Origin of the sequence: Kaistia adipata DSM 17808 (assembly GCF_000423225.1) — a bacterium.
Classification (GTDB): domain Bacteria; phylum Pseudomonadota; class Alphaproteobacteria; order Rhizobiales; family Kaistiaceae; genus Kaistia; species Kaistia adipata.
The window spans coordinates 1-19,143 of the sequence record NZ_AUHO01000013.1 but is presented as its reverse complement, the minus strand read 5'-3'; the positions used below and the strand labels follow the sequence as shown (position 1 = coordinate 19,143).

Below are 19,143 nucleotides of genomic sequence, written 5' to 3'. Positions count from 1 at the left end.
CCCGAGGTTCCGATGTCCCGCCGTCTCGTCCTGGTCGTTGCCTGCGCGCTCGTCGATCCCGACAATCGCATCCTGATCGCGCAGCGGCCGGAGGGGAAGGCGCTCGCCGGCCTCTGGGAATTTCCCGGCGGCAAGGTCGATGCCGGCGAGACGCCGGAGGACGCGCTGATCCGCGAACTGCGCGAGGAGCTGGGCATCGAGACCAAGACGGCCTGCCTGGCGCCGCTGACCTTCGCCAGCCACACCTATGACGATTTCCATCTCCTGATGCCGCTGTATGTCTGCCGGCGCTGGACCGGTTTTCCGCGGAGTCTCGAGGGGCAGGCGCTCAAATGGGTCCGCGCCAAGCAGCTGCGCGACTATCCGATGCCGCCGGCCGACGAGCCGCTGATCGCGCCGTTAATCGAGCTTTTATGAGTTTGCGCCAGCCTGATGTCTGAAGGCGTCGCATCGCGCGGCGCCGGATTTCGTCGGCCAGGACCATGCGCGCGATCGCCGGACATTCCCTGAGACGCTTGCTGCGCGACCGGCGCGGCTCGATGCTGGCCGAATACGGCCTGATCATCGGCGTCGTCCTGCTGGCGCTCCTCGGCGTGACCATGACCTGGGGCGGCGTCGGCGCGCTCTGGGATCGCCTCGCGGGCGCGCTGCTGGGCGCCTGAAGCCGCCGCCGTCGCCGCTCTACTCGTCCGATCGCTTGTTTTCATCAGCCTGCTCGGCGTCCCTGCGGGCCGCCTCGATGGCGTCGGCGAGCCGCATCTTGGCCGATCCCGGCTTGAGCGGCTTCGGCTGGCTTTCATGCGGCGCCCAGCCCGACAGCGCGATCAGCTCGAAGGTCGCGCGGATGCGCCCGTCCGCGTCGGCATAGCGCTCGGCATAGAGTTCGGAGGCCCGGGCGAGGATGGCGCGGGTGAGCGGCCGCTTGTCGCGCGCGACGAGCGCATTGGTCGCGCCCATGGCGCGCAGGTCGCGCATCAGGTGGAAGATGCTGTCGTAGCGCACCGTCAGACGGTCGCTGTCGGTGACGGGAAGCGCGAAGCCGGCCCGCTGCAGCAGGCCGCCGATGTCGCGGATGTCGGCGAAGGGCGCGACGCGCGGCGCAGCGCCGCCGCGAATATCGCTCTCGGCCGTCGTCAGCACGGCGCGCAGCTCCTGCAGCGTGTCGCCGCCGAGGAGGGTCGCCATGAACAGGCCGTCCGGCTTCAGGGCCCGCCGGACCTGCGACAGGACGCCGGGCAGGTCGTTGACCCATTGCAGCTGCAGGACGCTGACGGCGAGATCGAGCGAGCCGGGGGCAAGCGGCAGCACCTCGGTCCGGTCGAGCGGCACGCGCGCGACGTCGCCGCCCTGGTCGGTCGCCGCCAGCGCCTCGAGCAGGGCGGGCGACTGGCTGTCGATCTCGGCGGTATCCGTGAAGCGGCGATTGACCGCCGTCAGTCGCTCGGCGAGGTCCGACGCGGCGTGGCGAAGCAGGAAGTCGCTGCCGGCGACCGCCATCCGCCCGGCCCGGGCGCGATGCTGTTCGAGGAGGCTGCGGTCGAAGATCTGGGGGGCGCCGGACATGGTGTGCTTCTCACGGAAGGCTGTCAGCTCGTTGGGGCCGCCAGCTCTTGGGGGCTGTCAGCGGCGGTTATGGTCCTCGGGACCCTTCCGGTCAAAGTCGAACTGCATTACGTTTCGTCATCTTTGGCGAGGGGCAGGCGTGATGCGGGTCTCTCTCGGGGCATTGGGTACGCGCATCGAGGCGGCCGGGCGACGCTTGATCGATCTGGCGATGCCGCCGGCCTGCATGGGCTGTGGCCGGCCCGTCGCGGCCTCCGGGGCGCTTTGCGCGGGATGCTGGGGACGGCTGCGCCTGATCGAGCGCCCCTTCTGCCCGCAGCTCGCCATTCCGTTCGCCTATGACGTCGGGCCGGAGGCGCTGTCGGCCGAAGCGATCGCCGATCCGCCGCCGTTCGCGCGGATGCGGGCCGTCGCCATCTATGACGATGTCTCCGGTTCGATCGTTCAGGCGCTCAAATATCACGACCACACCGAGCTCGCCCGCGCGATGGGCCGGATGATGGCGCGCGCCGTCGCGGACCTCGCCGCCGAAACCGGCCTGGTCGTGCCGGTTCCGCTGCATCGCGGGCGGCTCTGGCGCCGCCGCTTCAACCAGTCGGCGATGATCGCGGCGGAGGTGGCGCGCGGGATCGGGCGGCGCCACGCACCCGAATTGGTTGCCCGCATCAAGCCGACCCGGCGCCAGGTCGGCCTGCGGGCGACGGAGCGCGCCGCCAATGTCCAGGGCGCGTTCCGGGTGCCGGCCGAGGCGCGGCCGGAACTGGCGGGACGGCGGGTTCTTCTCGTCGACGACGTCTACACCACGGGGGCGACGGTGAAGGCGGTGACGCGGGCGCTTTTGCGCGGCGGCGCGACCGCCGTGGACGTCGTCGTCTTCGCGCGGGTTGTCGAAGGGCTGGGCTGAGGCCTATATAGGCCACTCCATTCACTAGGAACGAACATGGCCGAAGTGATCATCTACACCCGGCAGGCCTGCGGATTCTGCACCGCCGCCAAGCGCCTTCTGGATCGGAAAGGCGTCGCCTATGTGGAATTCGACGCGACCGGAAAGCCGGAACTGCGGCAGGAAATGATCGAGCGCGCCCGGGGCCGGGCGACCTTTCCGCAGATCTTCATCGGCGGCCACCATGTCGGTGGCTGCGACGACCTGCATGATCTCGATGGCCAGGGCCGTCTGGACCTGTTGCTCGCGTCCTGAGCGACGCCCCTACCTATCAGTCAGTCAAGGAGAGAGCCGATGTCGAGCTTCAAGGCGGCTTGCGTCCAGATGCGCAGCGGTCGTTCGGTGGCACGCAATGTCGACAATGCCGAGGCGCTGATCCGTGCCGCGGCCGCGGCGGGGGCAGGCTATGTGCTGACGCCCGAGATGACGACGATCCTCGATCGCGACAAGGCGGCGCTGCTCGCGGCCATCGGACCCGAGGAGACGGATTCGTCGCTGCAGCGTTTTCGCGAGACCGCGCGCGAGCTCGGCATCCACCTGCATATCGGCTCGATGGCGATCAAGCTGTCGGACGACCACATCGCCAACCGCTCCTTCCTGATCGCGCCGAACGGCGCCATCGTCGGTCGCTATGACAAGATCCACATGTTCGACGTCGACCTCACTGGCGGCGAGAGCTACCGGGAATCGGCGACCTACCGGCCGGGCGACACGGCCGTCGTCGCCGACCTGCCCTGGGCCAAGCTCGGCCTGACGATCTGCTACGACGTCCGCTTCCCCGCCCTGCACAGGACGCTCGCCAAGGCCGGCGCTTCGGTACTCGCCGTTCCCGCCGCCTTCACCAAGAAGACCGGCGAGGCGCATTGGCACGTGCTGCTGCGCTCGCGCGCCATCGAGACCGGTTCCTACGTCGTCGCGGCGGCCCAGGCCGGCCATCACGAGGACGGCCGCGACACCTTCGGCCACAGCGTGATCATCGACCCCTGGGGCAAGATCCTGGCCGAGGCCGACGACCAGCCCGGCTTCATCATCGCCGAGATCGATCCGGCCTATTCGGTGACGGCGCGCCAGGCCATTCCGGCGCTCGCCAATGCCCGCGATTTCTCGCTGCCGGAAATGCCGCAGGTCGGCTCCTTCGTGAACTGACCCGCAATCCCCATATTGAAGCCATGATCCGGTACAACCTCGTCTGCGTTGCAGGCCATGACTTCGAGAGCTGGTTTCGGGACGCCGATGCCTTTGACAAGGCGTCGGCGGCGCATGCCGTTTCCTGCCCGGAATGCGGCACGACCGAGGTCGTAAAGGCGATGATGGCGCCGTCGGTCGCGACCGCGCGCAAGCGCGAGGCGGCGGCGATGAAGGTCGCCGCCCCGGACCCGCGCCAGGTGGCGATGCGTGAGATGGTGCGCCAGCTGCGCCAGCACGTGACGGAGAACGCCGACTATGTCGGCGACAAGTTCGCCGAGGAAGCGCGCAAGATCCACTACGAGGAAGTCGAGGCGCGCGGCATCTATGGCGAGGCTTCGCCCGAGGAGGCGCGCGCGCTGATGGAGGAGGGGGTGGAGTTCCTGCCGCTCCCCAACCTGCCCGAGGACGGCAACTAGCGTTAGGCACTGGTTGCCGGGTGGCTAGGCTGTCGGGCGTTCGGCCGAGAGCATGTAGTTGACATCCATGTCGGTCGAGACGCGCCACTCGTCGCGGAGCGGGTTGTAGACAACGCCCGCCTCGGCGGCGAGGTCGAGGCCGTTGTCCCGAAGCGCGTCGGTCAGTTCCGAGGGGCGCACCAGCTTGCCGTAGCTGTGCGTGCCGCGCGGCAGCCAGCCGAGCACGACCTCGGCGCCGAAGATCGCCAGCGCCCATGCCTTGGGCGTCCGGTTGATGGTCGAAAGTACCATCAGCCCGCCCGGCTTCACCATCGACGACGTTTCCCGGATGAACAGATCGAGATCGGCGACATGCTCGACGATCTCCATGGCGAGCACGATGTCGAAGCGCTCGCCAGCGGCGGCGAGCGCCTCGGCCGTCGTCGCCCGGTAGTCGATCGAGAGGCCGGCCTCGCGCGCATGCAGCGACGCGACGCCGATATTGGTCGCCGAGGCATCCGCGCCGACGATGTCGGCGCCGAGACGGGCCATCGGCTCGGACAGGAGGCCACCACCGCAGCCGATGTCGAGCACGCGCAGGCCGGAAAGGGCCTTGGGATCCCGCGCGTCGCGGCCGAACAGCCGCGCCGCCTCGTCCTTGATGAAGCCGATCCGGATCGGGTTCAGCCTATGCAGCGGCGCGAACTTGCCCTTCGGCGCCCACCACTCGCCGGCGATCGCCGAGAAGTGCGCGATCTCGTCCTGGTCCACCGTCGTGGCCGTGGGGCCTGTCGAGGCGGACGGGGAGGGGGCGGTCTCGGGCGCGGTGGACATGGGCGGCTCCTTCTCAGGCGGAACGTCGTCGGCGCGAGGGGCGAAGTCAAGCCACGGCGGAACGGTGGCGTCTGATCGCCGCGCCCATGAGCGTTGATACGCCGTCTTCCTGGATCGGTCCGGTGTGGCGTTTCGCCGTCGCCGTTGCGGCTTCGTTCTGAAGCCGCTATGAAGGCGCCCGTCCGGCCCAGTCATGAGCCGGAACTCTTTCAATCCTTTCCGCGATTCCTGCGGAACCTGCCCTTCAAAGGTTGATGATGGCCCGGCTGGTGATGAAGTTCGGCGGTACGTCCGTCGCCGATATTGAACGCATCCGCAATGTGGCGCGTCACGTCAAACGGGAAGTCGATGCCGGCTTCCAGGTCGCCGTCGTGGTGTCGGCGATGTCGGGCAAGACCAACGAGCTCGTCGCTTGGACCCGCGACGCCGCCGCCATGCACGATGCGCGCGAATATGACGCCGTCGTCGCCTCGGGCGAGCAGGTGACCTCCGGGCTGCTGGCGATCGCGCTGCAGGAAATGGGCGTCAATGCGCGCTCCTGGCAGGGCTGGCAGATCCCGATCCGTACCGATGCCTCGCACGGCGCGGCCCGCATCGTCGACATCGACGGCTCGCGCCTGATCGAGCGGCTCGAGCAGGGCCAGGTCGCCGTCGTCGCCGGTTTCCAGGGCCTCGGCCCCGACAACCGCATCGCCACCCTCGGCCGCGGCGGCTCGGACACGAGCGCTGTTGCCATCGCCGCCGCCATCAAGGCGGATCGCTGCGACATCTACACCGATGTCGACGGCGTCTATACGACCGATCCCCGGATCGTGCCCAAGGCCAAGCGCCTCGACCGCGTCTCGCATGAGGAAATGCTCGAGATGGCGTCGCTCGGTGCCAAGGTGCTGCAGGTGCGCTCCGTTGAACTGGCCATGGTGCATGGCGTCCGGACCTTCGTGCGGTCCAGCTTCGTCGATCCGCAGGACCCGCGGCTCGCCGATCCGAACAATCCCCCAGGCACCCTCATTTGCGACGAGGACGAGATCGTGGAAAAGCAGGTTGTCACCGGCATCGCCTATGCCAAGGACGAGGCCCAGATCTCGCTGCGCGAAGTGGCCGACAAGCCGGGCGTCGCCGCGGCGGTGTTCGTGCCGCTGGCCGAGGCCAACATCAATGTCGACATGATCGTGCAGAACGTCTCCGAGGACGGCACGACGACCGACATGACCTTCACCGTGCCGACGGCCGATTTCGACCGCGCCTGGAAGGTGCTCGAGGGCGCCAAGGATTCGATCGGCTATTCGAGCGTCCAGGGCTCGCGCGATCTCACCAAGGTCTCGGTGATCGGCATCGGCATGCGCAGCCATGCCGGGGTCGCTGCCTCCGCCTTCAAGGCGCTGGCCGGCAAGGGCATCAACATTCGCGCGATCACTACTTCCGAGATCAAGATCTCGATCCTGATCGACGCCGCCTATACCGAGCTCGCGGTGCGCACGTTGCACACGCTGTACGGGCTCGACGCCGCCTGATCACGCGCGGTATGCGCGCGCGAAACACATTGTGTCTTCTGCCTAACTCGTGCCACGACTAGGTAGGAAAGCATGCCGGAGCGCGGCCGAATCGGTTGCGCCCGGAGGCGGTTTTCGGTGGTCGGAACCCGCTCACGTTCAAGCATTGAGGAAGGCGGACCATGCGGGGCTCACTCGCCGGGCCGCGCGTCCTGCTCCGTCGCCTGCGCGAGATCATGGCGGAGCCGATCAGCGCGCAAGACCGGCTCGACAAGATCGTCGCCCAGATCGCGGCCAACATGGTCGCGGAGGTGTGCTCGGTTTATGTTCTCCGCGCCGATGACGTGCTCGAGCTCTATGCGACCGAGGGCCTCAATCGCTCGGCGGTTCACCATGCCGGCCTGCGCGTCGGCCAGGGCCTTGTCGGCCTGATCGCCTCCGAGGCGCGGCCGCTCAATCTCCAGGACGCCCAGAGCCATCCGGCCTTCGCCTACCTGCCGGAAACCGGCGAAGAGATCTACAACGCCTTCCTCGGCGTGCCGATCCTGCGCGCCGGCCGCACGCTTGGCGTGCTCGTCGTGCAGAACCGCGCGCATCGCACCTATTACGACGAGGAAGTCGAGGCGCTGCAGACGACGGCCATGGTTCTGGCCGAGATGATCGCCGTCGGCGAACTGCAGGGCCTGGCCCGGCCCGGCACCTCGCTCGACGTGAAGCGCCCGCTCTCGCTCAAGGGCACGCCGCTCTCTGACGGCATCGCGCTCGGCCATGTCGTGCTGCACGAGCCGCGCGTCGTCGTCACGCAGCTGATCGCCGAGGATTCGGACCGCGAGAGCCAGCGCCTCGAGGCGGCGATTGCCAGCTTGCGCCTGTCGGTGGACGACATGCTCTCGCGCGACGACATCGCGCTGGCCGGCGAGCATCGCGACATCCTCGAAGCCTATAGGATGTTCGCCTATGACCGCGGCTGGGTCCGCCGCATGGACGAGGCGATCCAGAACGGTCTTTCGGCCGAGGCCGCGGTCGAGAAGGTCCAGAGCGACACGCGCGCGCGCCTGCAGCGCCAGACCGATCCCTATCTGCGCGAGCGGCTGCACGATTTCGACGATCTCGCGAACCGCCTGCTGCGGGAGCTGATGGGCAAGTCGCACGGGCCGGACGGCAAGAGCCTGCCCAAGGACGGCGTCATCGTCGCGCGCAACATGGGCGCGGCCGAACTGCTCGATTATGACCGCAACCGCCTGCGCGGCCTCGTGCTGGAGGAGGGCGGAGCCACGAGCCACGTGACGATCGTGGCGCGTGCCCTCGGCATCGCCACGATCGGTCGGGCGGCGAACATCGTTTCGCTGGTCGAGAACGGCGATCCCATCATCCTAGACGCCGACACGGGCGAGGCGCACGTTCGACCGCCGGCCGATGTCGAGGCCGCCTACGCCGAGAAGGTCCGCTTCCGCGCCAAGCGCCAGGCCCAGTACAGGCTGCTGCGCAACAAGCCGGCCGTCACGCGCGACGGTCACCGTGTTTCGCTCAACATGAATGCCGGCCTGCTGGTCGACCTGCCGCATCTGGTCGAGGCGGGCGCCGAGGGCATCGGCCTATTCCGCACCGAGCTGCAGTTCATGGTCGCCTCGACCATGCCGCGGCTCGACGAGCAGACGGCGCTCTATGCCGCCGTCCTGAAGACGAGCGGCAACCGGCCCGTCGTGTTCCGTACGCTCGACATCGGCGGCGACAAGGTGCTGCCCTATATGCGCATGCAGCCGGAGGAGAACCCGGCGCTTGGCTGGCGCGCCATCCGGCTCGGACTGGACCGGCCCGGCCTGCTGAGGATCCAGCTGCGCGCGCTGCTGCACGCGGCCGGCGGGCGGGAACTCCGCGTGATGCTGCCGATGGTCACCGAAGTGGGCGAGATCCATCGTGCCCGGGCCCTGCTCGAGCGCGAGCTGGCGCAGCTGCGCCGGCATGGCCACGAGGAGCCGACGCGCATCCTGCTGGGCTCGATGATCGAGGTGCCGGCGCTGCTGTTCCAGCTCGATTCGCTGATGCAGGCCGTCGACTTCGTTTCGGTCGGATCCAACGATCTCTTGCAGTACATGACGGCGAGCGACCGTGGAAACACCCGGGTCGCAACCCGCTTCGACCCGCTGTCGCGGCATTTCCTGCGTACCCTGCGCATGATCGTCGAGGGCGCCGACCGGCATCAGACGCCGGTCACGCTCTGCGGCGAGATCGCCAGCCGTCCGCTGGCCGCGATGGCGCTGGCCGGCATCGGATTCCGCTCGCTCTCCATGTCGGCGGCGGCCATTGGGCCGGTCAAGGCGGCGTTGCTGGCGCTCGACATCGGCAGGCTGAAGGCCGTGCTCGATCCCCTGCTTGCCCTGGACGATGGCGAGGACGGCGTCCGCGCGGCGTTGACCGCCTTCGCCGAATCTGAAGGCGTACCGATCTGACTACGATGCTTCCGACTGGACTTCCCTGGGACAAGATCAACCACCTCGTCGCCCGCGCCGAGGTGATCGATCAGAAGCTGGCCGCGACCAGCGATGGCGGCACGCTGGTGCAGCTGTCGAAGGAGCGCTCGGAGCTGCAGGACATCGTCGAGGCGGTGCGCGCGCTGAAGGCGGCCGTCGCCGAGCGCGAGGCGCTGGACGAACTCGCGGGTGATCCCGAGATGGCGGGGCTCGCCGAGGAGGAGCGCGCGGCGCTCGACGATCGCGTCGAGGCGCTGGTCCAGGAGATCCGCATCCTGCTCCTGCCGCGCGACGCCGCCGACGAGAAGAGCGCCATCCTCGAAATCCGCGCCGGCACGGGCGGCGACGAGGCGGCGCTGTTCGCCGGCGACCTGTTCCGCATGTACCAGCGTTACGCGCAGCTGCACGGCTGGCGGATGCAGGTGCTCTCCGAAAGCGAGGGCGAGGCCGGCGGCTACAAGGAAATCATCGCCGACGTGACGGGCAGGGGCGTGTTCGCGCGGCTGAAGTTCGAGTCGGGTGCGCATCGCGTCCAGCGCGTGCCGGAAACCGAGTCGAGCGGACGCATCCATACCTCGGCCGCCACCGTGGCGGTGCTGCCGGAAGCGGCGGACGTCGACATCGACATCCGTCCCGAGGACGTCAAGATCGACACGACGCGGGCCTCCTCGGCCGGCGGACAGCACGCCAACACCACCGATACGGCGGTGCGCATCACCCATATCCCGACCGGCACCGTCATCGTCGTCGCCGGCCGGTCGCAGCACCAGAACCGCGCCCAGGCGACGCAGATCCTGCGCGCCCGCCTGTTCGACATGGAGCGCGAGCGGCTCTCGTCCGAACGCGCCGCCGACCGCAAGGGCCAGGTCGGCTCGGGCGACCGCTCCGAGCGCATCCGCACCTATAATTTCCCTCAGGGGCGGGTCACCGACCACCGCATCAACCTGACGCTCTACAAGCTCGAGGCGGTGATGGCCGGCGATGCGCTCGACGAGATCATCGGCCCCCTGATCACCGAGCATCAGGCCGGGCTGCTCGCCGCGCTCGATTCATGAGCACGCTGGTCGCGGCGCGGCAGGCCGCGGCGCGCCGCTTGTCGGCGGGGCTCGGCGCCGACGCGACGCCGGCGCTCGACGCGCGCCTGCTCGTCGCGGCGGTGATCGGCGTCGCGCCCGATCGGCTGGTGCTGGTCGATGACCGCCCGCTGACCGACGACGAGATCGAGGCGATCGACCGCGCGGTCGCGCGCCGTCTCGCCGGCGAGCCTGTCGCCCGCATCGTCGGGACGAAGGAGTTCTGGGGGCTCGAGTTCCACCTCGCCGACGCGACGCTGGTGCCGCGTCCCGACACCGAGATCCTGGTCGAGACGGCGCTTGCCTGGATCGAGCGCCAGGGGCGCCAGAACGAGCCGCTCCGCATTGTCGATATCGGCACCGGCAGCGGCGCCATCCTGATCGCGCTGCTGAGCGCGCTGCCGAACGCGATCGGGCTCGGCATCGACCTCTCCGAGGAAGCGGCGCGCACCGCGCGCGACAATGCGGCGCGGCTCGGTTTCGCGGCGCGCGGCCAGTTCGCGGTGGGGCGCTGGGCGGAATGTTGCGGCCCGGTTGATGTAATCGTCTCCAACCCACCCTATATTGCGAGCGATGTCATCCGGACGCTGGATCGCGAGGTCAGGGACCACGATCCGATGCTGGCGCTGGACGGGGGCGCGGACGGGCTGGATGCCTATCGCGCCATTCTCGGGGACCTTGCGCGTGTCATGGCGCCGGGCGGCGCGGCATTTCTGGAAATTGGTTTCGATCAGGCCGAGGCCTTGAGGGTCCTGGCAGACGAGACGCGGTTCGAGGCGTTGATCCATCGTGACCTGTCGGGTCACGATCGCGTCGTGGCGCTGACGCGGTTCGATTGAGGGCGCGAGGAGGACCGATCGGCGGTTCATGAGGCACCGCCCGGAATAATCCGCTTGGAAATCAGGCACGAAACAGCTAGTTTCCGAGCCGCCGCAGATGGATTTGATGCGACTCCCGACCGTCGACGCTTCGGCCGCGATCTGGAGCAGCGCGGTTAGGGGCCACCATATCGTCAAGAGGGTCGGATCGGGGGAGATCGGCCAGACTCTGGTAGCTCGAACATCATCTTCGCTCGGTACGACACGAATTCCCGGACGCCCCGCCTTGGCGGTGGCCAGGTGCCCCTCGATCCGCATGCGGATCCCGGCTGCCTCGATCTGCGGAATGGTGCTGATCGCCTTCGCCGGTTCCGGCCTCTCGTGCCTTGGCTCGAGACGACCCGATCGACGGAATTGTCCCGACCGGCGTTGCGGTCGATGAGATTGTTTGACCTTGTTGGTCACGGAAGAGAAAATTCATGAGACAAGGACAGCAGAACAACAACAACAACAACAAGCGGATGCGCGGGCGGAACAACAACAATAACAACAACCGCAAGGGCCCGAACCCGCTGACCCGCTCCTATGAGAGCAACGGCCCGGACGTGAAGATCCGTGGCACGGCGCTGCATATCGCCGAGAAATACGTGACCCTGGCGCGCGATGCGCAGTCGTCGGGGGACCGCGTGATGGCGGAAAACTATCTGCAGCACGCCGAGCACTATTTCCGCGTGATCGCCGCCGCCCAGGCGCAGAATGCGCAGAACAACCCGCAGCAGCAGCCCTTCTACCGCGCCGACCAGGAAGAGGACGGCATGGACGAAGAGGATGATCGCTTCAGCGAGCGCTTCGGCCAGCCGCACCATCACGAGCGCGCGCCGCAGGGCGAACGCCAGCCGGGTCGCGAGAACGACGGCAACATCGTCGGGCCGAATGATCCGCAGCCCTATATCAACGGCGGCAACGGCGAGGGCGGCGATCGTCAGCCTTCCGAACGGCAGGAGCGCTTCGAGCGCCAGGGCCGGCAGGACCGCCAGGATCGTCAGGACCGTCCCGATCGCCAGGATCGCGGCGACCGTCAGGATCGTGGCGAGCGTCAGCCGCGCGGCGAGCGGGGCGATCGCCGGGACCGCCAGGACCGTCAGGATCGCGGCAATCGCGGCGAGCGCTCCGATCATTCGCAGCTGCCGCGCTTCGTGACCGGTGGTCCGGCGCGTCCGGCCGCCGAGCAGCCGCAACCGGCCGTCGAGGCGGACAAGGATGCGCTCGCCGAAGCGCCGGTCGCGTTCGACGCGGCGCCTGTCGTCGCCGCTCCGGTCGAGCCCGCGCCGATCGCCGAGGCCGCGCCCGTCGTCGTCGAGGCGGCTCCGGTCGCCGAGCCGGCGCCGCCGGCTCCGACCCGCCGCCGCGCGCCGAAGGCCGAGGCCGCCGCGGCGAAGGCCGAGCAGCCGGCGCTCGATCTCGAGCAGCAGGCCAGCGAGACCGCCGAGGCCGGGGAAGAGGAATTCCGTCCGCGCAAGCGTCGCACCACGCGCAGCCGCGCCCGCACGGGCGACGAGGCCGAGCCGGTGCTCGCGACGGAGCCCGCCGGCGAGGAATAGGCCGCGGTCCCGATTGATTCATGCCAATGCCCGGGCGTCGTCGCCCGGGCATTTTTGTTTGCGGGCGGCGCATGGGCCCGCGTCTCGCCGGGCCCATGGACAGGGTTGACGCGGCTTGCGTCCTTCCCGCCATAATTGTCGGGCTCGCCCCTTCTGTTGCGCGACGGCCACACCATATTACCGGTGGCGGCAGGCCACGCATGGATGTCGCCGGACGCAAGTCCATATCTTTGGAGCGGCCCATTCGCGCTTTCGAGGCGGTGGGACCGGGTCAGGAGGCACAAATGAATTTTGAGAATTATTCCGAGCGCGCGCAGGGTTTCATCCAATCCGCGCAGACGCTCGCCATGACGCGCGGCAATCAGCAGTTCACGCCCGAGCATCTGCTCAAGGTTCTTCTCGATGACGAGGAGGGCCTTGCCGGCGGCTTGATCGACAGCGCCGGCGGCCATTCGCGCCAGGCGCTGGCCGCGACCGAGCGCGCGCTCGAGGCGATGCCGAAGGTTTCGGGGGGCGGCGCCGGCCAGCTCTATCTCGCGCCGCCGCTTGCGAAGGTGTTCCAGCAGGCGTCCGACCTCGCCAAGAAGGCCGGCGACAGCTTCGTCACGGTCGAGCGGCTGCTGCTGGCGCTGGCGCTGGAGAAGGACGCCAAGACCGCGGAGATCCTGAAGGAGGCCGGCGTCACGCCGGTCGCGCTCAACCGCGCCATCGAGCAGCTGCGCCAGGGGCGGACGGCCGACACGGCCGGCGCCGAGGGCCAGTATGACGCGCTGAAGAAGTATGCCCGCGACCTCACCCAGGTGGCGCGCGACGGCAAGCTCGATCCGGTCATCGGCCGCGACGACGAGATCCGCCGCACCATCCAGGTGCTGTCGCGCCGCACCAAGAACAATCCGGTCCTGATTGGTGAGCCCGGCGTCGGCAAGACGGCGATCGCCGAGGGGCTGGCGCTCCGGATCGTCAATGGCGACGTGCCGGAGAGCCTGAAGGACAAGCGCCTGCTCGCCCTCGACATGGGCTCGCTGATCGCCGGCGCGAAATATCGCGGCGAGTTCGAGGAGCGGCTGAAGGCGGTGCTGTCCGAGGTGACGGCGGCCAATGGCGGCATCATCCTGTTCATCGACGAGATGCACACGCTGGTCGGCGCGGGCAAGGCGGACGGCGCGATGGATGCGTCCAACCTGTTGAAGCCGGCGCTCGCTCGTGGCGAATTGCACTGCGTCGGCGCGACCACGCTCGACGAATACCGCAAGCATGTCGAGAAGGACGCGGCGCTTGCCCGCCGGTTCCAGCCGATCTTCGTCGGTGAGCCGACGGTCGAGGACACGATCTCGATCCTGCGCGGCATCAAGGAGAAATACGAGCTGCATCACGGCGTCAGGATCACCGATTCCGCGCTGGTGTCGGCGGCGACGCTTTCGAACCGCTACATCACCGACCGTTTCCTGCCGGACAAGGCCATCGACCTCGTCGACGAGGCCTCGGCGCGTCTGCGCATGCAGGTCGATTCCAAGCCGGAGGCGCTCGACGAACTCGATCGCCGCATCATCCAGCTGAAGATCGAGCGCGAGGCGCTGAAGAAGGAGACCGACCAGGCGTCGAAGGACCGGCTCGAGCGGCTCGAGAAGGAACTGACCGACCTCGAGGAGGAGTCGAGCGCCTTCACGCAGAAGTGGCAGGCGGAGAAGCAGAAGCTCAACGCCGCTCAGAAGCTGAAGGAACAGCTCGACCAGGCCCGCAGCGACCTCGACAAGGCGCAGCGCACCGGTGACCTGGCCAAGGCGGGCGAGCTCGCCTATGGCACGATCCCGACGCTGGAACGCCAGCTTGCCGAGGCCGAGAAGGCGCAGGTCAGCACGATGATGGAAGAGGCGGTGACGCCCGATCACATCGCGCAGGTCGTGTCGCGCTGGACCGGCGTCCCGGTCGACAAGATGCTCGAGGGCGAGCGCGAGAAGCTTCTCCGCATGGAGGATGAGCTCGGCCGTCGCGTCGTGGGCCAGGGCGAGGCGGTGCATGCCGTGTCGACCGCCGTCCGGCGCGCCCGCGCCGGACTGCAGGACCCGAACCGGCCGATCGGCTCGTTCCTGTTCCTCGGTCCGACCGGCGTCGGCAAGACGGAGCTGACCAAGGCGGTCGCCTCCTTCCTGTTCGACGACGAGACCGCGATGGTGCGCATCGACATGTCGGAGTTCATGGAGAAGCACTCCGTGGCCCGGCTGATCGGCGCCCCTCCGGGCTATGTCGGCTACGAGGAGGGCGGCGCGCTGACCGAAGCCGTGCGGCGGCGGCCCTACCAGGTCGTGCTGTTCGACGAGGTCGAGAAGGCGCATCCCGACGTCTTCAACGTGCTGCTGCAGGTGCTCGATGATGGCCGCCTCACGGATGGCCAGGGTCGGACGGTCGATTTCAAGAACACGATCATCATCATGACCTCGAACCTCGGCTCCGACTTCCTCGCGCATCTGCGCGACGATGAGGATGTCGATAGCGTGCGCGAGCAGGTCATGGCGGTGGTGCGCGGGCATTTCCGGCCCGAGTTCCTGAACCGGCTCGACGACATCATCCTGTTCCACCGCCTGAAGAAGAGCGAGATGGGGCGGATCGTCGAGATCCAGCTCGGCCGCCTGGCGCGGCTGCTCGACGATCGCAAGATCACGCTCGAGCTCGACGACACGGCGCGGGCCTGGCTGGCCGAGAAGGGTTACGACCCGGCCTATGGCGCGCGTCCGCTGAAGCGGGTGATCCAGCGCTATGTGCAGGATCCGCTCGCCGACAAGCTGCTGGGCGGCGAGATCGCCGACGGCTCGCTCGTCAAGATCACGGCGGGGACGGACAGGCTGTTGTTCCTGCCGCGTGGCGAGGCACGCTCCGAAGCGGCGTAATTCGCTCTGCTTCCGGAAGAGTTGGGGGCCGCGCTACCGAGAGGCAGCGCGGCCTTTTTCATGGCGTCAGCCCGCCGGGTCGCGTTCCTGCCAGTGCGCGTGGAGCGCCGCCACGTCGCCCGAGCAGAGGAGCGGCATCGCGGCGCGGAGCGCTTCCGGCTCCCAGTCCCACCAGGCCATCTCCAGCAGCATCGCGATCACCTCGTCGTCGAAGCGCTTGCGGATCACCCGCGCCGGATTGCCGCCAACGATGGCGTATGGTTCGACGTCGCGGGTCACGAGCGCCCGGCTGCCGATCACCGCGCCATGGCCGATGCGGATGCCGGGCATGATCATTGCCTCGGCGCCGATCCAGACATCATTGCCGATCACCGTGTCGCCGGCGCGCTGATAGGCGTTGACCGCGCCGGCGAAGGTCGGTTCCTCGGGCAGGTAGAAGAACGGGAAGGTCGAAACCCAGTCGTTCCTGTGCCCCTGGTTGCCGGCCATCATGAAGGAGGCGCCGGTGCCGATCGAGCAGAAGCTGCCGATGATCAGCCGGTCGACGTCGTCGCGGTCCGGCATCAGGTAGCGGGCGCAGTCGTCGAAGGAATGGCCGTGATAGTAGCCGGAATAATAGCTGTAGCGGCCGACGACGATGTTCGGGTTCGTCACCTGCTCGCTGAGCGGCTTGCCCCGGAAGGGGCTCTCGAAATAGTTCATGGTCGTTTCCATGCGGCCGTGCGCGGACGAGCATTCGCTGCCCGGCGGCCTTCGCGGGAAAGGTTCCGCCCTGGCGGGCGGAGGACGGAAGAGGCGCGGCAGCCCTTGCGGGCGGCTCGTCGCCTAGGAACTTCGCGTCGCTCTGTCGCTTTCTGGAAGCATCATTGGGCCCGTTGAATGAATCCGATGATCAGTTGGTCGCCTCGTCCTCGATCGCCACGGCGGCGACCTTGGAACTGGCCGGCGTTCCGATCAGCGTGTCGATGCGCGCCTTCTCCTGCTTGAAGGCTGTCAGGATGTCGCCCTGCAGCACGCGGCCGCGCGGCAGGCGCACGCGCAGCGGGTCCACCGGCTTGTTGTTGATGCGCACTTCGTAGTGAAGATGCGGGCCGGTCGACAGGCCGGTCGATCCGACATAGCCGATCAACTGGCCCTGCCGCACCTTGGCGCCCGGCCGGATACCCTTGACGATCGCCGACTGGTGCGCATAGGCCGATTCATAGCCATTGGTGTGCCGGATCAGGGTGAAGTTGCCGTAGCCCGAGCTCCAGCCTGCTTTCTCGACCGTGCCGTTGCCGGCGGCGAGGATCGGCGTGCCGCGCGCGGCCGCCCAGTCGACGCCCGGATGGAGGCGCTGATAGCCGAGGATCGGATGCTTGCGGTAGCCGAAATTGGAGCGCAGCACGCCGCCGTTCATCGGCTTGCGGATCAGGAACTTCTTGGCGCTGCGGCCTTCCTCGTCGAAATAGTCGACGACGCCGTCATCGGGCGAGCGGTAGCGGTAATAGCGCTTGGTCGCGCCGTCGAGCGTGATCGCCGCGTAGAGGATTTCCTCGTCGTCCTCATTGCCATCCGCCTCCGGCAACGAATGGAACACTTCGAGCGAGTCGCCCGGCGACACGCGCGACTGGAAATCGACGTCGTAGGAGAAGATGTGGATCAGCTCGGTGATGAGCGGGCCCGGAATCTTCTGCTCGAGGGCGGTCTCGTAGACGGCCTGGTACAGCCGCGGCATCGGGCCGTTGCTGTCGGGAACCGCATCGTCGGCGGTCTCGAATTCGTCCGTCGAGGTCTCCGGCTCATCGGCGCGCACGAAGCTGTCGTCGTCGCGGCGGGCGACTGTCGCCTGGTGTGATCCTTCCTCGTAGATCGATACACGCATCGGCCGGCGGGTCTCGCCCTCGGCCGAATAGAGGATGCGCACCTTCTGGCCGGCATGCAGGTCGGAGAGATCCATCAGGTCGGACATGGCCGACAGGATGTTCGTGGCATCGGCCTCGCCGATCTCGTTCTCCGTCAGGATGCCTTCCAGCGTGTCCTTCTTGTCGACGACGGCGATCCGCTCGTCCGAGGCGAGGGCGGGACCCGACTTGGAAACGAAGGAGACGTTTTCCGGCACGATGCGGACGCCGAGCGCGGAGAACGGATCGGTGCCGCTTTCGTCGAAGGAGAAGCGGTCGGGATCGACATAGGCGAGAGCCGCGAGCTGCGTGTCGCCGGTAACCGTCGTCTGGATCGAGGCGCGGGCCACCTGCTCCGCCTCGGTCGGGCTGAAGCTCGGCTCCTCGTCGCCCGGCGCCTGGTCGAGGGGGAAGTCGACCACCTTGATCGATACCTCGCCCTCGACGTTGACGCCGTAGATCTGTTCCTGATCGGGCCCGATGGCGACCTCGCCGGTGGTGGCATCCAGGTCGCCGTCGCCGCTCGAGCCGGGATCCGCGCCGTCGGCGGCGATCAGGCCCTCGTCGCCGCCATCGCCCGACGTGCCTTCGTCCTTGATGACCTCGAGCTTTTCGGTCGCGACCGGGGCGGTATCGTTGCCGCGCCGGTCGCCGGCTGCCGCGGCGACGATCTTCGCCGGGTCATAGGCCGGCACGTCATCGCTGAGCGCGGTGATGGTGGTGGCGATGGACGTCGAGATCTTGGCGAAGGGCTTCAGCTTGATGAGATCGCGATCGCCCTGCTTGGTGACGGTGCTGACCTGCACGACCTGACGGTCCGAGGCTGCCTCGCGCACCATGCGCATGCGGTCGCCCTTCGAGCCGTTGGTCAGCGGCACGTCGCCACCGGCCTCCGAGGCGCGCAGCGCCCGGGCCACTTCCGGCGGCACGGCGAGCTGGTGGCGGCCGTCGAGCGCGGCGAGCAGCGCGCCGCCCATCAGGATCGTCGAGGTGAAGCCGGTAAGCACGGTGCCGGTCAGCCAGCGGATGCTGATACCGCGGCGCTGGGGAAGGCCTTCGCCGGTGTCGCCGACGGAAAGAGGCGGCTCGCGACCCAGGTCGATCCCCGTGCCGTTCGGGCCTCTCGCAAGCGCGCCGATGCGCGTCGATCCCTTCACGGTCCCGTCTACTCCCCGTCGTCGACGGCCTGGCGGCCGCGCATATGGTCTTTCCGGTCGCCTGGCGAATGACGAAGGAACTTGCCGTCAGAGGCGTCCCAAGTCAACGCGAGCGAACGTTGTTTGATGGATGAATGTGACCGCCTCGGCCGATCGGCGCCTTCATCGGCCGTCGTCCGCTCGAGGGCCGTGAAGAACCGTGCCTCATCCATCCAAAAACATGTCGCCGGTCCGTCCGGCGTTCTTCTGTGACGTCGTCCCTTATCGTGTCAGCAATAAGGCTGCGGATCGCCTTGCCTCGCGTGCGCGCGCGAAGATTAGGGTAGGGGAGGCGCTGCGCGGCTCCGGCTGCGGCGCTCGAGGGAGGCCGGCTCGCGGGATCGTCGGGGGAGGGAGGCGGCAGACGGAGCTCCGGCAATCTTGTGCGCGGCGGAGGCGTGGATGTGCTGGGTGCGGGAGAGGGGCGGTCACCGATATTCGGGCCGTGTCGGTGGCGCCGCACACGGAAAGGTGGGCCTCTTCTCCGGTTAACGGAAATTAATGTTTTCAATGGGTTAGTCGGGAATGGCTGGGTTCTGCGGTTTGTTGGGTGGGGCTGGGTTGGTTGTCCACATGGCGGGATTTGGGTTGGCGGAAAAAGTTCGAATTGTCGGAAATTCGAGTTGACGGTTTCGGGAGCTGGGCCTATAACCCGGCTCAAGAACGCGGGCGGCACCGCTGCCAGCGAACGGAAAACTCGTCTCTGAGTTTTGTTATTTGGGTGCTTGACGGGCCATCGGTTGGTGGCTAGATAAGCACCTCTGGTTCGGCCGGTTGGCCGGCGGCGAGGCGGTCCTTCGGGG

The 19,143-nt window shown here is 68.0% G+C and carries 16 protein-coding genes; 12 read left to right on the top strand and 4 right to left on the bottom strand.

The features are described 5' to 3' along the window. The first annotated feature begins 12 nt into the window (after window positions 1–12). Window positions 13–417, top strand: coding sequence for an 8-oxo-dGTP diphosphatase MutT (mutT, locus tag G539_RS0112660; RefSeq protein WP_029075530.1), 405 nt, complete (start codon window positions 13–15; stop codon window positions 415–417). A gap of 98 nt (window positions 418–515) precedes the next feature. After that, window positions 516–662, top strand: coding sequence for a Flp family type IVb pilin (locus G539_RS24645; RefSeq protein ID WP_156911951.1), 147 nt, complete (start codon window positions 516–518; stop codon window positions 660–662). Between the two features lie 19 nt (window positions 663–681). Here G539_RS24645 and G539_RS0112650 read toward each other — a convergent pair whose 3' ends face one another. Beyond that, the gene (locus G539_RS0112650; protein WP_029075529.1) at window positions 682–1,563 is read right to left on the bottom strand and encodes a methyltransferase domain-containing protein; all 882 of its coding nucleotides are present in this window, start codon (window positions 1,561–1,563) and stop codon (window positions 682–684) included. 142 nt (window positions 1,564–1,705) lie between these two features. Here G539_RS0112650 and G539_RS24640 point away from each other — a divergent pair, with 142 nt between their 5' ends. From G539_RS24640 to G539_RS0112630, 4 genes are read left to right on the top strand one after another with little or no spacing between them, the layout of a single operon-like run. Further along, on the top strand, window positions 1,706–2,467 hold the full coding sequence (locus G539_RS24640; RefSeq protein ID WP_084639971.1) for a ComF family protein: 762 nt from the start codon (window positions 1,706–1,708) through the stop codon (window positions 2,465–2,467). Between the two features lie 36 nt (window positions 2,468–2,503). Beyond that, complete coding sequence (gene grxC, locus G539_RS0112640; RefSeq protein WP_029075528.1) at window positions 2,504–2,761, top strand: glutaredoxin 3; 258 nt, start codon at window positions 2,504–2,506, stop codon at window positions 2,759–2,761. A 39-nt stretch (window positions 2,762–2,800) separates the two neighbouring features. Next, a complete protein-coding gene (locus tag G539_RS0112635; RefSeq protein WP_029075527.1) occupies window positions 2,801–3,652 on the top strand; it encodes a carbon-nitrogen hydrolase family protein in 852 nt (283 codons plus the stop codon). 23 nt (window positions 3,653–3,675) lie between these two features. Beyond that, window positions 3,676–4,110 carry a DUF1178 family protein gene (locus G539_RS0112630; protein ID WP_029075526.1) on the top strand — a complete coding sequence of 145 codons (435 nt, stop codon included), beginning with the start codon at window positions 3,676–3,678 and terminating at the stop codon, window positions 4,108–4,110. Between the two features lie 24 nt (window positions 4,111–4,134). Here G539_RS0112630 and ubiG read toward each other — a convergent pair whose 3' ends face one another. Continuing rightward, window positions 4,135–4,923 (bottom strand): bifunctional 2-polyprenyl-6-hydroxyphenol methylase/3-demethylubiquinol 3-O-methyltransferase UbiG, encoded by a 789-nt coding sequence (gene ubiG / locus G539_RS0112625; RefSeq protein WP_051231351.1) that lies wholly within the window; start codon window positions 4,921–4,923, stop codon window positions 4,135–4,137. A 257-nt stretch (window positions 4,924–5,180) separates the two neighbouring features. Between ubiG and G539_RS0112620 the strand changes: the two genes are divergently transcribed. The 6 genes from G539_RS0112620 to clpB all read left to right on the top strand — a co-directional run bounded on the left by G539_RS0112620 (window position 5,181) and on the right by clpB (window position 15,261). Then, the gene (locus tag G539_RS0112620) at window positions 5,181–6,434 is read left to right on the top strand and encodes an aspartate kinase (protein WP_029075524.1); all 1,254 of its coding nucleotides are present in this window, start codon (window positions 5,181–5,183) and stop codon (window positions 6,432–6,434) included. A gap of 161 nt (window positions 6,435–6,595) precedes the next feature. Then, entirely contained in the window at window positions 6,596–8,863 is a 2,268-nt protein-coding gene (gene ptsP, locus G539_RS0112615) for a phosphoenolpyruvate--protein phosphotransferase (RefSeq protein ID WP_029075523.1), read from the top strand. Between the two features lie 5 nt (window positions 8,864–8,868). After that, window positions 8,869–9,939, top strand: a complete 1,071-nt coding sequence (gene prfA / locus G539_RS0112610; RefSeq protein WP_029075522.1) for a peptide chain release factor 1 — start codon at window positions 8,869–8,871, stop codon at window positions 9,937–9,939. Then, window positions 9,936–10,796: a peptide chain release factor N(5)-glutamine methyltransferase gene (gene prmC, locus G539_RS0112605; protein WP_029075521.1), complete on the top strand. Its 861-nt coding sequence runs from the start codon at window positions 9,936–9,938 to the stop codon at window positions 10,794–10,796. Before prfA ends, prmC begins: the two co-directional genes overlap by 4 nt. 458 nt (window positions 10,797–11,254) lie before the next feature. Next, window positions 11,255–12,376 carry a DUF4167 domain-containing protein gene (locus G539_RS24635; protein WP_051231350.1) on the top strand — a complete coding sequence of 374 codons (1,122 nt, stop codon included), beginning with the start codon at window positions 11,255–11,257 and terminating at the stop codon, window positions 12,374–12,376. Between the two features lie 284 nt (window positions 12,377–12,660). Further along, window positions 12,661–15,261 carry an ATP-dependent chaperone ClpB gene (gene clpB / locus G539_RS0112595; protein WP_029075520.1) on the top strand — a complete coding sequence of 867 codons (2,601 nt, stop codon included), beginning with the start codon at window positions 12,661–12,663 and terminating at the stop codon, window positions 15,259–15,261. A gap of 66 nt (window positions 15,262–15,327) precedes the next feature. On the opposite strand, the gene catB is transcribed toward clpB, so the two are convergent. Together catB and G539_RS24630 are read right to left on the bottom strand one after the other, a co-directional pair. Continuing rightward, window positions 15,328–15,963, bottom strand: coding sequence for a type B chloramphenicol O-acetyltransferase (gene catB / locus G539_RS0112590; protein ID WP_029075519.1), 636 nt, complete (start codon window positions 15,961–15,963; stop codon window positions 15,328–15,330). A gap of 190 nt (window positions 15,964–16,153) precedes the next feature. Beyond that, window positions 16,154–18,301, bottom strand: a complete 2,148-nt coding sequence (locus G539_RS24630; protein WP_051231349.1) for a M23 family metallopeptidase — start codon at window positions 18,299–18,301, stop codon at window positions 16,154–16,156. Window positions 18,302–19,143: the final 842 nt, after the last annotated feature.

Bases quoted from the DNA above. Each gene is read 5' to 3' on its own strand.
- catB (WP_029075519.1), bottom strand. From the start codon at position 15,963: ATGAACTATTTCGAGAGCCCCTTCCGGGGCAAGCCGCTCAGCGAGCAG.
- ubiG (WP_051231351.1), bottom strand. From the start codon at position 4,923: ATGTCCACCGCGCCCGAGACCGCCCCCTCCCCGTCCGCCTCGACAGGC.
- G539_RS24635 (WP_051231350.1), top strand. From the start codon at position 11,255: ATGAGACAAGGACAGCAGAACAACAACAACAACAACAAGCGGATGCGC.
- clpB (WP_029075520.1), top strand. From the start codon at position 12,661: ATGAATTTTGAGAATTATTCCGAGCGCGCGCAGGGTTTCATCCAATCC.
- prfA (WP_029075522.1), top strand. From the start codon at position 8,869: ATGCTTCCGACTGGACTTCCCTGGGACAAGATCAACCACCTCGTCGCC.
- G539_RS0112620 (WP_029075524.1), top strand. From the start codon at position 5,181: ATGGCCCGGCTGGTGATGAAGTTCGGCGGTACGTCCGTCGCCGATATT.
- G539_RS0112650 (WP_029075529.1), bottom strand. From the start codon at position 1,563: ATGTCCGGCGCCCCCCAGATCTTCGACCGCAGCCTCCTCGAACAGCAT.
- mutT (WP_029075530.1), top strand. From the start codon at position 13: ATGTCCCGCCGTCTCGTCCTGGTCGTTGCCTGCGCGCTCGTCGATCCC.
- G539_RS24640 (WP_084639971.1), top strand. From the start codon at position 1,706: ATGCGGGTCTCTCTCGGGGCATTGGGTACGCGCATCGAGGCGGCCGGG.
- G539_RS0112630 (WP_029075526.1), top strand. From the start codon at position 3,676: ATGATCCGGTACAACCTCGTCTGCGTTGCAGGCCATGACTTCGAGAGC.
- ptsP (WP_029075523.1), top strand. From the start codon at position 6,596: ATGCGGGGCTCACTCGCCGGGCCGCGCGTCCTGCTCCGTCGCCTGCGC.
- grxC (WP_029075528.1), top strand. From the start codon at position 2,504: ATGGCCGAAGTGATCATCTACACCCGGCAGGCCTGCGGATTCTGCACC.
- prmC (WP_029075521.1), top strand. From the start codon at position 9,936: ATGAGCACGCTGGTCGCGGCGCGGCAGGCCGCGGCGCGCCGCTTGTCG.
- G539_RS0112635 (WP_029075527.1), top strand. From the start codon at position 2,801: ATGTCGAGCTTCAAGGCGGCTTGCGTCCAGATGCGCAGCGGTCGTTCG.